The sequence below is a fragment of the Longimicrobiaceae bacterium genome, from assembly GCA_035696245.1.
Classification (GTDB): domain Bacteria; phylum Gemmatimonadota; class Gemmatimonadetes; order Longimicrobiales; family Longimicrobiaceae; genus DASRQW01.
This window is the reverse complement of record DASRQW010000471.1, coordinates 1-13,435: the sequence shown is the minus strand read 5'-3', so window position 1 is coordinate 13,435 and position 13,435 is coordinate 1. Positions and strand designations below refer to the sequence as shown.

Below are 13,435 nucleotides of genomic sequence, written 5' to 3'. Positions count from 1 at the left end.
CCGTCCCGGGGATTCGCCGGTGCTTCGGTAGATGAAACCCCGTCGAGAGTCCACGATCGATCCACCGGTCGTCGTTCCGCCGATGGGATCGGTGGAAGCGAAGCGTCGCTCGTCCGGTCGATTCAGCGCGGGGCGACGGCGTCGATCACCGGCTCCCATTCGACGACGGGGGCCAGGCCCGTGCTCTCCATGTGCGTCGCCAGCGAGGGGATGGGCACCCACAGCGTGAAGCGCGGACCGAAGAGCATCTGCAATCCCGTGCGGCGCCACACGCTCAGCAGCGGCGACGCGTAGCGCCGGTCCGTGAACCGGTACAGGAAAGGGAGCAGCGGGTTCCATCCGGCCAGCTTGGTGAGGCTCAGCCAGAGCGAGAAGTCCGAGTTGCCGGTGGAGTACGTCTCGAACACCCGCCGCGCCTTCCGCAGCGTCTCGCGCCGGGTGAGGAAGGTGAGGCAGGTGGAGCTCGCCGTGCGCCAGTGCCTGCGGCCGAACGCCTGCACGCGCACGGGGTGCCGGTGCAGCTTCTCCTGGTAGTAGTCCGCGTGGTCGTACGGCGACACGAAGTCCGCCTCGGGCTTCGCGCGGATGAAGCTCACCATCTCGGCCAGCGAGCCGGGCGCGTACAGGTAGTCGTCCTCAGCGAAGTAGACGAGGTCCGCCGCGTCCTGGCCCAGCAGGATGTCGATCTGCCGCTGGAACGTCGCCTGGTTCCCCTCGCGCTCCAGCCGGAGTACGACGAGGTCCTCGTCCGCGAAGCAGCTCCGGAACAGCCCGTCGTACTCCGGCCCGCAGCCGTCCAGCAGCGCCCACACCTTCACGCGCAGGCCGCCCACCGCCGTCGCGAAGCTGCGCAGGCAGGTCTCGGCCAGGCGCAGCTTGTCGTCCGCGAAGCGAACCGGCGCCTTGGAGACGCCGGGGTAGACGCGGAAGGCGACGGCCACATCGTATCCGCCGGGCGCGGGAGATGAAGGGCCGCCCGTCATCTCCCGACCGCTCCGTCCCACACGGCGCGGGCGCGGGGCCGGTCGCCGCTCAGCAGGTAGCCCGCCGCGCGGATGAGGCGCGTGGGGTAGAAAAAGAGCGCGAACCGCACTCGCTGGGCCGCCGTGAAGCGCCGCCGCGCCAGCCGCCGCCGGTTGCGCGTGGCGTGCCGGATTCCGAACGGGCTGGGCTGCTCGGTGGGGGAGATGCGGTGCAGCAGGCGCGCCCGCGGCTCGTACAGCAGCGAGTAGCCGCGCTCCGCCAGCCGCAGCGAAAGGTCCACGTCTTCCGCGTACGCGAAGAAGTCCTCCTCGAACCCGCCCACCTCGCGCACCACGTCTGCCGGGATCAGCAGGCAGCAGCCGGTGAGGAAGGTGACCTCCTCCGGCCCTGCCGCCGCCGGGTCCGGGACGTCGTCGCGCTCGCCCTCGCGGCGATGCGTGCCCAGCGCACGGGTGCGCGACAGGTCGCCCCCCGCGAACCAGATGCGGTCCGGCTCGTCGGCGTACAGGATCTTCGGCCCCACCGCGCCGACCTTCGGCCGCGAGCGCGCGGCGGCGACCAGGCGGGAGACGCAGTCCGGCTCTGCGACGGTGTCGTTGTTGAGGACGAGCACGTAGTCGCATCCGTCCTCCAGCGCGCGCTCCATCCCCCGATTGTTGCCGCCGGTGTACCCCAGGTTGGTGCCGGTCTGGAGGTATGGCGTCTCCGGGAACGCCGCGTGCAGCTCGTCGCCCGAGCCGTCGGGCGAGCCGTTGTCCACCAGCAGCACGCGCAGCGCCGGGTAGTCGCCCGCTGCGAGCGAGCGCAGGCAGGCGGCGGTGTCGGCCTCGCCACACCAGTTGAGCACGATAGCCGTCACCACCGGCGCGCGCGCGGCATCCACCGCCCGTTTTTCCCTCGCTGCTGCTTGCACGGCCTCCAACGCTGCGCCCTCCATCGCCGTCAGAACCGGCGTCCGGGGTTGTCCATGCGGCCCGCGGCATGGTCGCGGTAGCCGGCGATGATCGCCCCGAGCTGGGGCGCGGAGCGGGCGAGGACGGCTTTGGCCGCCAGCTTCACCAGCTTCAAGCGGAAGCGGCGCCCCACGGCCCGGCGCTGGTCCGCCGGCACCCACTCGTCCACGAAGGCCAGGTTGTTCCGCACCTGGAAGTACGTCTTGAGCGGAGAGTTGCGCCCCGCGCTCGACGACTCGTAGTGCAGGAGGTGAGCCCGCGGCACCGCCACCGTCCGCCAGCCGGCGCGCCGGAACCCGAGCGACCACGCAACGTCCTCGAAGTACATGAAGTAGCGCTCGGGCATCTCCCCCACCTGCTCCAGCGCCTTGCGCCGCGCCATCACCGCCGTGCCGGGCACGAACTCCACGTCCGCCACGTCGCGGTACTGCCCGCGGTCCGCCTCCATGCACCCGATCTGCCGCGGCTCGGCCGTGGGCCAGTGGATCGTGCCGCCCACGGCGCCGATGCAGCCCTGGATCGCGTCGATGACCTTCGGTCCGGCCAGGCCGATCCGCGAGTCGCGCCGCATCTCATCGACCAGGATCCCGATGCAGTCCGGCGGGACCTCCGTGTCGTTGTTGATGACGAACACGAACTCCGCCCCGTCCGCCAGCGCGCGGCGGATGCCCACGTTGTTGCCGCCCGCGTAGCCCAGGTTGGCGCCGGACTGGAGCACTTCCACATCCGGGAACGCCTCGCGCAGCCGCTGGAACGAACCGTCGGCCGAGTCATTGTCCACCACGACGGGGAAGGTGCCGGGATGGTCTGAAGCGAGCACCGTCTCCACGCACCGCCGGGTCAGCTCGAACCCGTTCCAGTTGAGGATGACGACGCCCACGCGACCCGTCTCGCTCCCGGTCGTACCCGCCGTCACAGCAGATCGCGGAGGATGGAGAGGGTGCCGCGCGCCGTCGCCTCCCACGTGAAGCCCGCCGCGCGCCGGATGCCGCGCGCGGAGAGGTCGGCGCGCAACGCATCGTCGTGCAGCAAGCGGTCGAGCGCGGATACGACGGCGTCCAGGTCCATCGGGGGCACCTTCAGCACGGCGTCGCCACCCACCTCCGGCAGAGACGACGTGTCCGAGACGAGCATGGGCACGCCGCACGCCATCGCCTCCAGCACGGGCAGGCCGAAGCCTTCGTAGAGCGAGAGAAGGGCGGCGGCCGAGGCGCCGGCGTACAGCGCGGGAAGCTCGTCCAGCGGCACGTAGCCGAGGAAACGCACGGCATCGCCCATCCCCAGCTCGTCCACCAGGCGTCGCGTCTCGTCGAAGAGCCATCCTCCCGCGCCGGACAGCACCAGCTCCACGTCCACGCCCCGGCCGCGCAAGATGTGCACCGCACGAATCAGCGTCGCGTGGTTCTTCCTGCGCTGGAGCGTGCCCACGGCCAGCACGTACGGACGATGCAGCCCGTGCCGCGCGCGCACTGCATCCACCTCGCCGGCGGTCGAGGGACGGAAGACGGCGTGGTCCACACCGTGGTGCACGACGGTGACGCGGTCCGGGGCCGCGCCCATCCGCTCCACCACGTCGCGCTTCGTCGCCTCGGAGACGGCGATGAGGCGGTCGGCGCGCGTCACGCCGTTGCGCGTCGTCAGCCGCAGGCGCAGGCGGTCCGCCGCGGTGAAGTGGTCCGGGAACAGCTCGAAGGCGAGGTCGTGGATGGTCACCGCGCTCCGGCCGGGGCAGTACAGGGAGCGCGAGTGGCCGGGGAAGAGCATCACCGGCGGCGCGCCGTGCAGCGCGAAGTGCAGCGGCAGCCGCGCCGTGGTCCACAGCGGCGAGGGCGGCACGTAGAGCGTGGGGAACGGCAGCTGCGGCCCGTCCGTCGTGTTTCGGTAGAGGACCAGCGGCTCGCGGGGTGCGACACGGCCCAGCGCCTCCACGAGCTTGTAGACGTACGTCCCCACGCCCGTGGGCCGCTCGCCGATCCCGTGCGCCTCGATCCCGATCCTTGCCCCCTCGTCGGCCGAGGACAAACCCGCTGTCTCGCTCACGTGCCCAGGAAGAAGTTCGTCTCCAGCCGCTCGCGCACCGGGTACTCCACGAACTCGCGGCCGTACTCGCGCTCCTTGCGCAGCAACAGGAAGATGCCCCATGCCATCCCCGGAAGCGCCTTCGCGAGCGGCCGTGCGATGGCCGGCGGGAACGGGTAGAAGTTGCTCCCGCCGAACGCGCGCACGCTGTAGCCGCCCGGGAAGACGCGGTCCACGAAGCGGACGATGTCGCGCCGCGTGTAGCCGCGCACGTGCGCCGTGGCGTTCTGGAGCGCGCTCGGCTGGCGGCCCAGGAGCAGGAGCAGGCGGTTGTGCAGCGACGCGAGGTTCGGGACGCCCACGATCATGTGGCCGCCGGTCCGCAGGACGCGCGTGGCCTCGTGGAAGATCCAGAAGATCTCCTTCGTGTGCTCCAGCACCTGGTTCGACATCACCACGTCCATCGACCCGTCCGCCAGCGGGAAGCGGTTCTTCTCCAAGTCGATGGGATGCACCCGCACGCCCATCCCCTCCAGCGTGCGGACCGACTCCGGCCACACCTCGATGGCGTGCAGTTCCGCATCCGGCTGCACCTCGCGCGCGGCGCGCAGGTCCACGCCCGTGCCGGCGCCCAGGTCGAGCAGGGTCGAGAAGGGGCGCGCCTGCTCCAGGAAGCGGCGCACGACGTGGCGGCCGTAGTTCAGGTTCTTGTCGATCATCCGTGGCTCAGGCCGTGGCGCCGCGCGCGCGGAGCGCGGGAGCGGGAGCAGGCAGCGCGCCCCCGCCCAGGTGTGCGAGGGCGAAGCGGGGCCGCGCGGGCGCCTCGGGCGAAGGAGCGCGCGCCGCGAGGCTGCGGCGGGCGACGAACGCCAGCCCCCACAGCACCCATAGCGGCTCCATGATGAACGGATAGAAGAGCGTGTTCAGGAAGAATCCGTGGATCACGATCGCCACCGTCACCGCTGCCACGCCCGCGGCCAGGCCGCGCGACATCGGGGGTGCCGATGCGTTGCGCCACGTGCGGCGGCAGTTGGCGACCGCCGCGCCCAGCATCCACAGGAAGCAGCACAGTCCCACGCCGCCGGTGAGCACCGTCACCAGCAGCAGCCCGCCGTCTCCGCCGAACGAGGAGCGGCTGATCACCTCCGTCACCCCGTCGTCCCAGCGCGACGACACGAAGCCGAAGGTGTTGAAGCCCACGCCGATCACCGGGTGGTCGCGGATCATGCGCAGCGCGATGAGCCACCCGGCGAAGCGTCCGAGGGCGGACTTGTCGCCGATCCCCAACTTGCGGTACAGGATGGCGTAGCGGATCAGGAAAGGGATGAAGGGCAGCACCGCCAGCGGCAGCACCGCCATCACGCGCACCAGGCGCCGGGAGACGCCGCGCGCCAGCACGATGACGCTGACGCCGATCACGAACGCGAGAATCGCCCCGCGCGACAGCGTCAGCGCCAGGGCGAGGAAGAGGACGGCGAGCATCCACGGCCGCTGCCGCACGCCGTAGGACAGCATGGCGAGCGACGGCAGCAGCGCCATGTTGATGATGGCACCGGCGAAGTTGGGGTCCAGCACGGTGGAGACCAGCCGGTGGCCCTGCGGATCCCAGTCCAGGTACGCGGCCGAGCCGGGGTAGACCATGAAGGCGAAGTCCGGCAGGAAGATCGCCTGGAAGATGCCGAACGCCGCCATCGCCACCACCGTGCCCTGGAAGGCGCGCCACACGCGCTCCACGTCGGCCCCGCGAACGAAGTTGACGGTGACCAGGTAGATGCCGAAGTACGCCAGCCAGCGCGCCAGGTAGGCCAGGCTGAACACCACCTGCGAGCCGCTGAGCCCGAAGCGCGGAACGGCGAGGACGGTGGAGATGCCCCCCACCGCCGCGAACGCGAGCGCCACAAGGGCCACGCGGTCCAGCAGCAGCCGCTTCGCCCGGAAGGCGCACACGCCGCCCAGGACGAGCACGCACATCAGGAAGATGTCGTTCGCGAGGATGGGTGCGTCCTTGCGGCCCGCCTGGAGGACGGGGATGCGCCCCAGCTGGCCCACGATGGAGAGCACCAGCGCGAGGCGCAGCGCCGCCGCCACGCGCACGCCCCGGCCGGCCGCGGCCGGAGCGGCGGCCGTCTCAGGCATCGGCCGCGGCGCGGGTGCGGACGAGCACCAGGGCCGCCGGATGCGCGTCCAGGCGCGCCAGCCCGTCCATCGTGCCGCCCAGCCGCGACCGGCTCACCGGCCCGGGGCCCACGACCAGCACCACCGGCCGCTGCGGCGCGAAGAGCGCCAGCGCCGCGGGCGACTCGGCCAAGGGGAGGGCGACGACCACGCGCGCGAAGCGGCGCTCCAGGTCCTCCACGTCGCCCCGCAGCGAGCTTCCCGTCCAGCGTGCCCCGTCCAGCCCCGCGTACAGCTGGTAGCCCGCCGCCTCCGGTGCCGTGCCGGGGACGAGCGCCGTGGACGCCGAGCGCGAGGAGCCGTTCTCCGATCCCGCGGCAAGCATCGCGCGGGGATGCGTGAGATCCACGAAGGCAACGTCCTGGCCACGCAGCGAGGCCGTCTCGGCCAGCTGGCGCGCCACCAGGGCGGTGTCGGCCCCTTCGCTGCCCGCCGCCACCAGCACCGTCCCCCGCTCCTGCGAGCCCGAGACGAGCAGCGGCGCGCCCGGCACGAACTCCAGCGCCGGCACGTGCATCGCCGCCTGGAGCTCGCGCGCGGTGCGCAGCCGGTCGTCGGTGTACGAGCGCACCAGCGCGCCGCAGCAGCCCAGCAGCAGCCCGGCGAAGAGGCCGAGGCCCGCGAAGAGCGGCTTGGACGGGAACGCCGGCCGCTTGGGCGGCACCGCGGGGTCGATCTGCCGCACGTCGCCGCCCTCGCCGATGGCGGCCAGGCGCGTCTGCACCAGCTGCGTCTGGAGCACGATCAGCGTCTCCGACAGCCGCTTCACCTCGCGCTGCAGGCGCAGCGACGCCTCCGACGTGCCGGGGATGGTGGCCGCGCTGCTTCGGTAGCGCGCAAGCTCCAGCTGCACCGCCGAGCGCTGCTGGCGCAGGCCGTTCAGGTACGCCCGCGACAGCGAACCCAGCTCCGCCTCCAGCTGCGAGATGCTGCGCGTGAGGCCCACCACCTCGGGGTCGCGGTCGGTGCGCTTCTGGAGCAGCTGGGTGCGGGTCGAGCGCAGCTCCAGCAGCTGCTGGAGCACGTTCGATATCGCGGGGTTCTTGAAGAAGGTGGGGTACGCAGCCAGATCCGAGCCCTGCGGCGCCACTCCGGCCGAGAGCGTGCGCTCCAGCGCCCGCGTCTCCACGTCGATCGTCTCGGCCTCGCCCTGCAGCTGCGCCAGGCGCTCGAACGTGGCCTTGCCCTGGAACTCCGGGTCCACCACGCCGCTGGTTTCCATGTAGCTGCGCAGCGAACCCTCCGCCCGCACCAGCTCGCCGCCGATGCTGTCGGCCTGGCGCGCCAGGAACTCGTACCGGTGGGCGTTCACTCCCCGGTCCGTGGTGCGGCGCCGGAGCAGGTACTCGCGCACCAGCGCGTTGGGCACCGCCGCCGCCGTCACCGGGTCGGCCGCGGCAAACTCCAGGTGCGCCACCTCGCCGGTGGGCTTGCCCGGATCGAGCCGCTTGAAGACGTCCGTCACCGCATCTTCGTAGTCCGACACCCGCAGCGTGAACGCGTCGGGCAGGCCGCCCGGGCGCAGGGTGAGCACCCCCGCCCCCGTGCGGAAGGGCACGCCGGGTGTCACCGTCGGAGGAGCGCCGGGGCCCTCGACCTTGTAGCCGTTCCCGGAGCGGGCGAAGGCGTACACCGCGCCGTCCGGCACCTCGCGCAGCCAGCGCGCGGACTGGACCAGCCGCATCACGGGGGTTGCGCGCGGCTTCGTCACGCGCGCCTGGAGCCCCAGCGAGTCCACCACCGACCCGATCACCGCGCGGCTCGTAAGCACCTCCATCTCGGTGTCGAACGGCTTCGACCCCAACCCGCCGATGGAGAGCATGTCCGCCAACCCGCTCACGCGAGACAGGGGAGACGCCCCGCCGTCCGCCGCGCGGATCAGCACCTTGGTGGTGGACAGGTAACGGGGCGGCAGGGCGAAGGCGATCGCGACGGCAATGGCGAGTCCCGCCAGCGCGCCCGCCGCGATCCAGCCGGAGCGGCGGCGCACCCGGCCCAGGACGTCGCCCAGGTCCACCAGGTCTTGCTCGTCGTTCATCTTCTGAGCGCGGTGAGGAGCAGCGAGGTGACCAGCGCCGAGCCGGCCGTGCTCAGGATGGCGATGGCGTTCGTCTCTAGGAAGCTGCGCTTGCCGATGTACACCTGGTCGCCCGAGCGCAGCTGCGCCGCCGAGAAGCGCTCGGTGCCTGCCAGGCGGATCTCCTGCCCCTCGCGGATCACAGTGATCTTGCGCGGGTTGCCCGCGTCCGACAGGCCGCCCGCCTGCGCGATCACGTCGCGCAAGGTGGTGGTCTCGTCGATCATGTACAGGTCCGGCCGGCGCACCTCGCCCTGCACCCCGATGCGGCGCAGCACCGCGACCTCCACCGCCGGGTTGCGCAGAAATTCGGCGTACGCCCTGCGCAGCGTGTCCTGTAGCTGCACCGACGTGCGGCCGGCCACGTGCACCGGCCCCAGCCGCGGCAGCACCGCCTCGCCGGACGCCTGCACCGTGTACATATCGTTCATGTCCTTCTCGCCGAACACCTTGAGCTGGATCCGGTCGCCCGGCTGCACGGTGCCCGTGGGCGGCCCCAGCTCCGGCACGGGCCCCTCGGCGGGCAGGGCGGTGCCCCGCGGGCCGCACGCTGCCAGCACGGCCAGGAGAAGGAGGGGCAGGGCTCTTCGCATCGACGCAACCTCTAACGGAAACGGGGCGAGACCGGCCGCGCCGGTACAATCCTCAAACCTAATGCGCGCAGCGGCACTGAACCATGCCCGCGGGCGTGGAACGCGCCGGACGCACGGGCTCGCCAGCGCGCGCGACCGCCCGTCATCCATCGTCAGCCGGCCCTACGCAGACGAGAGCGCCCGGCCGCCCGTCACCCATCGAACCGCAAGGGCAATCGGTAGATGCGCGGCCGCGGGTCGTACCTCGCTCCGGCCGGTACGGTCCCTCGCCGTACATCTACAGTGCCGTTGGATGATGCGCCCCGGGCGACCCTCGGCGACAACGCTCCGGCCGATTCTCCGTCGGGCAACGCGTCGGTCGATGCGCATCTACCGATCACCAGCGCTGATGCGTAACCGTTCACGGCGCGAAGCTAACCGGCGCGGCTGACCGGCGGATTACTTCCGTTGGACGGCGGACGAGCTACGGTGCGGATACAACCGGCCCGCTCGCTCCCGCGCGGTGCATCGCGAGCGCGTCGAGGGTGCGGGCGAAGACTTCGTCGACCGTCACGCGGGTAGTGCAGCAGCCCGGGGCGCACGGGCGAAGGGTGCCGTCCACCTCGTCGTAGCACGGCGTCGGCTGCGACGGGTGCCACACGTACCGCGCCTGCGGACCGCGCGGGCAGAGCACGCGGGCATCTGTCGGGCCGAAGATGGCGACCATGGGCGTTCCCGTCGTACCCGCCACGTGCATCAGCCCGGAATCGTGCCCGACGAACGCATCCAGCCGGGCGATCGTCTCGCGCACCTCGGCCACCGTCGTACGGCCTACGAGGTCGACTACGGTGCCGGACGGAAGGCTGCCCATCACCCGCTCCGCCTCTTCGCGGTCGCCGGGGCCGCCCAGGAAGACGAAGCGAGCCCTCGGCTCGCGCTCCAGCAGCCGCGCGGCCAGTTCCGCGTACCGCTCCGGCGCCCAGCGGCGGACGGCCATCTCCTCCTTCACGTTCCGCGCGCCGCCCGGCGTCATCCCGATCCACGGCCCCGCATCTCCCCCGCCGACCTCCGCCGGGAGGGGCACCGCCGGCCACGCCGCATCCGCCCCATCCTCCTCGCCCGCCCCGAGCAACCGCGCCACGTCGAGGTTGCGGTCCTCGCGGTGCCGGTTGCGATCGACCGCGAGCGGCGCCGTCAACAGCAGGCGGCCCACGCCGCGGGTTAGCCCCACGCGCACGCGAGCGCCCGAGGCGAGCGCGAGCGCGGCCCACACGGGGGCGCCCTTGAAGACGCCCACCCGCGTGGGCCGCAGCCTCCGCACCCGCCTCGCGAGCGCTCCCAGCAGCCGCACCCTGCCGGCCGCCCCGCCGCCGTACGCCATCTCCGCATCGAACGCGAGCACCTCGTCGAAGAAGCCCGAGAGCCGCACCATCTCCTCGAACGGCTCGCCGACCAGCAGGGCGAGATGCGCGTCCGGGAAAGAGCGCCGGATGCGGCCGAAGGCGCGGAACGCCAGGATCAGGTCGCCCAGCGCGGCGGGCAGGATCAGCAGGATCCGCTCGCCGCGGGCGTCAGACACCGGCAAGACGGCTCGGCGCAGGCGCCTCACCCATCGGCCGCGTGACGGCGGACGGTGCACCTGCGCGGGTCGGGTAGATGTGGGTAGATGTGCTCGGGCGCATCGGAAGGTCGGAAGCGGTCGGGATCAGCCGCTCGCGCGCTCCCCGTCCAGGCGCGGGCCGGCGGCGGAGCGCTGGGCCACGCGCAGCTCGCGGTCGATGGCCACGCGCATGCGGCGGCGGAACTCGCGCGCGTCGAAGCGCTCCGCGTTCCGCCGGCAGTCCGCCGGGTCGAAGCGCAGGCGCTCGGCCTGGAGGATGGCCTCGGCCACCGCCTCGGGCGTCTGCTCGTCGAAGAAGGCGCCCGTGGTGCCGTCCATCACCGTCTCCAGCGCGCCGCCCTTGCCGAACGCGATCACCGGCCGCCCCGCCGCCTGCGCCTCCACCGGCGCAATGCCGAAGTCCTCCAGCCCGGGGAAGAGGAAACCGCGGGAGCGCGCGTACAGCTCCGCCACCTCCTCGTCCGGCAGCCGCCCGCGGAACGTGACCGTCGGCCCGGCCATCGCCTCCAGCTCGCGCCGCGCCGGCCCGTCGCCGACGACCACGAGACGCCGGCCGAGCAGGTTCGCCGCGCGCACCGCCAGGTCCACCCGCTTGTAGCTCACCAGCCGCGAGACCACGAGGTAGAAGTCCTCCGGGTCGCGGCCCGACGGGCGGATGCGGTCCACGTCCACCGGGGGGTGGATCACCTCGCTCTCGCGCCGGTAGTGCCTGCGGATGCGGCCCGCCACCTCGCGCGAGTTCGCCACGAAATGATCCACCCGGTCGGCCGACATGCGGTCCCACATGCGTAGCCAGTGGGCCGCCACGCCCATCAGCGCGCGGCCGCGGCGGCCGTCGGTGTACTCGTGGAAGAGGTCCCAGATGTAGCGGCAGGGCGTGTGGCAGTAGCACAGGTTCAGCGTGCCGGGCCGGGTGATGACGCCCTTGGCGCAGGCGCTGTTCGTGGTCACCACCAGGTCGTACTCGCCCATGTCGAACTGCTCGAAGGCGAGCGGCATGAGCGCCAGGAAGCGGATGTGCGACCCGCGCACGAACGGGATGCGCTGGATGAACGACGTGCGCACGTCCCAGCCGCGCATGGACGCCGGAACCGCCTTGGGGTCGTACACGGTGGTGTAGACCGGCGCCTCCGGGAACATGCGGTGAAGCTCCAGAAGGACACGCTCGCCCCCGCCGAACGTGTCCATCCAGTCCGTCGTGATCGCGACTCTCATTCAGTAGGCGCCCTCGCCCCGCAGCACCACCTTCACCGTCCGCAGCATGATCTGCAGGTCCAGGAGCAGCGACCACCCGGTGATGTACGCGCGCTCCATCTGCACGATGGTGTCGAAGTCGGTGATCAGGTTGCGGCCGCTCACCTGCCAGGGGCCGGTGAGGCCGGGCACCACCGTCAGGCGGTCGAAGTGGTGCGGCTCGTAGGTGTCCACGTCGCCGGGCGGGCACGGGCGCGGGCCTACCAGCGACATCTCGCCGCTCAGGATGTTGAAGAGCTGCGGCAGCTCGTCCAGGCTGGTGCGGCGCAGGAAGCGGCCCATGCGCGTCACGCGCGGGTCGTCGCGCAGCTTGAAGGCGCCGCGGTTGCCGTAGATGTTCAGGTGCGCCAGCTCGCCCTGCCGCTCGTGCGCGTCGGCCGTCATGCTGCGGAACTTCCAGATCAGGAAGATGCGGCCTCCCAGGCCCACCCGCTCCTGCCGGAAGAAGACCGGGCCGGGCGAGTCGACGAGGATCGCCAGCGCGATCAGCGCGATCACGGGCGAGAGGGCGACCAGCGCCACCGTCGCCAGCACCACGTCCACCCCGCGCTTGATCATCAGCGCCGGCAGCTGGAGCCGCGCCGGGTGCAGCCGCAGCATGGGGCAGTCGCCCAGGCGCAGCGGCTCGGCCCAGCAGTCGGGGTTGCCCACGACGGAAGGCAGGACGTAGACCGCCACGCCCCGGTCGAAGCACGCCACCGCCAGTTCGCTCATCGTCTCGGACGAGAGCGCGGTGGCCAGCACCAGCTCCTGGATGTTCATCTCGTCCAGCACGCGCGTCAGGCGCGACAGCGTGCCGAGCGATGCGGGGTCGGGCCGGTCGTCCTGCGTGAGGTGCCCCACCACGTACTGGTCGATGTTGCGGTCGTCCCGCATCTCGCGGATGGCGCGGCCCACCTCGTCCAGGCTCCCGATCACCACGGCCCGGCGCAGGCCGATGCCGCGCACGTACGCCTGGCGCACCGCCAGGTCCACCACCTTGCGCCCCACCGCCAGAGACGCGAACGCCGCCACGGCCAGCGCCGCCACGAACTCGCGGGGGAAGGGCACGTACGGCGGGAAGACGGCGAGGCAGGCCACGATCAGCACCGCCAGCAGCACGCCCGAAGCGAGGCGCTTGCGGTCGCGGCGCGCGTCTCCCGAGTCGTATGCGGAGAGGGCGTTCAGGCTGAGCAGGAAGATGGCGACCACCGCGGGCACGAACGGCTGCGCCGGCACGGGCGGCTGCCACGCGGCCGACAGCGCGTACAGCACGGCGGCGAGCACGGCCGAGTCGAGGACGTGGAGCGCCAGCACCCGCATGCTGCGGCGGGCCAGCGACACGGCCAAGCGCCGGTGCGTGATCTCGCGCCGGAGCCGCACGTCGTACGGCGGCATCCGCACCGAGGCCGCCGAGGCGGCGGGCGCGTCGGCGGTCTCGTACGCGTAGAAGCTGGAAGTCTGGCTATGCAACATGTCGTCGAGGACTCTTCGTCACGGAAGTCGTTACCCTCGACGGCGAAGGACGGGGCCTCCCCGCCACCACACCGCCGCCGCGCGCCGCCCGCCAGCCAGGGCCGCGCGCTTCCCCATGGACGCCCCCGGAAACGCGCGCGTCACAGGCGGCGCACGCACTCCCGGCAGTCGTTCCGGGGCCCGGCTGCACAAACGATGCCCGCCCCCACGGCGTCCACCTTCCGCCGCCCTCCGTGAGCCCCGCGCGCTCCGCTCCGCGCCCCCTCAGCCCCGCCGCGCCCGCGCCAGCTGCCGTGCCCAGTGCGTCACGATCATGTCCGCCCCC

11 protein-coding genes are annotated in these 13,435 nt (G+C 72.3%); all 11 read right to left on the bottom strand.

Annotated elements, in window-relative coordinates; genetic code table 11:
- Positions 1-122: 122 nt before the first annotated feature.
- On the bottom strand, positions 123-983 hold the full coding sequence (locus VFE05_21220; protein HET6232610.1) for a hypothetical protein: 861 nt from the start codon (positions 981-983) through the stop codon (positions 123-125).
- Positions 980-1,867: a glycosyltransferase family 2 protein gene (locus VFE05_21215; GenBank protein ID HET6232609.1), complete on the bottom strand. Its 888-nt coding sequence runs from the start codon at positions 1,865-1,867 to the stop codon at positions 980-982. Before VFE05_21215 ends, VFE05_21220 begins: the two co-directional genes overlap by 4 nt.
- A 59-nt stretch (positions 1,868-1,926) precedes the next feature.
- Positions 1,927-2,817, bottom strand: coding sequence for a glycosyltransferase family 2 protein (locus VFE05_21210; protein ID HET6232608.1), 891 nt, complete (start codon positions 2,815-2,817; stop codon positions 1,927-1,929).
- A 32-nt stretch (positions 2,818-2,849) separates the two neighbouring features.
- On the bottom strand, positions 2,850-3,959 hold the full coding sequence (locus tag VFE05_21205) for a glycosyltransferase family 1 protein (GenBank protein ID HET6232607.1): 1,110 nt from the start codon (positions 3,957-3,959) through the stop codon (positions 2,850-2,852).
- A 14-nt stretch (positions 3,960-3,973) separates the two neighbouring features.
- A complete protein-coding gene (locus VFE05_21200) occupies positions 3,974-4,675 on the bottom strand; it encodes a class I SAM-dependent methyltransferase (GenBank protein HET6232606.1) in 702 nt (233 codons plus the stop codon).
- Between the two features lie 7 nt (positions 4,676-4,682).
- Positions 4,683-6,092, bottom strand: coding sequence for an O-antigen ligase family protein (locus VFE05_21195; GenBank protein HET6232605.1), 1,410 nt, complete (start codon positions 6,090-6,092; stop codon positions 4,683-4,685).
- Entirely contained in the window at positions 6,085-8,169 is a 2,085-nt protein-coding gene (locus VFE05_21190; protein ID HET6232604.1) for a Wzz/FepE/Etk N-terminal domain-containing protein, read from the bottom strand. Before VFE05_21190 ends, VFE05_21195 begins: the two co-directional genes overlap by 8 nt.
- Complete coding sequence (locus tag VFE05_21185; GenBank protein ID HET6232603.1) at positions 8,166-8,801, bottom strand: polysaccharide biosynthesis/export family protein; 636 nt, start codon at positions 8,799-8,801, stop codon at positions 8,166-8,168. The genes VFE05_21190 and VFE05_21185 overlap by 4 nt, the downstream gene beginning before the upstream one ends.
- Before the next feature lie 463 nt (positions 8,802-9,264).
- Positions 9,265-10,359: a glycosyltransferase family 9 protein gene (locus VFE05_21180; protein ID HET6232602.1), complete on the bottom strand. Its 1,095-nt coding sequence runs from the start codon at positions 10,357-10,359 to the stop codon at positions 9,265-9,267.
- A 126-nt stretch (positions 10,360-10,485) separates the two neighbouring features.
- Positions 10,486-11,616 (bottom strand): glycosyltransferase, encoded by a 1,131-nt coding sequence (locus VFE05_21175; protein ID HET6232601.1) that lies wholly within the window; start codon positions 11,614-11,616, stop codon positions 10,486-10,488.
- Entirely contained in the window at positions 11,617-13,110 is a 1,494-nt protein-coding gene (locus VFE05_21170) for a sugar transferase (protein ID HET6232600.1), read from the bottom strand.
- Positions 13,111-13,435 lie beyond the last annotated feature (325 nt).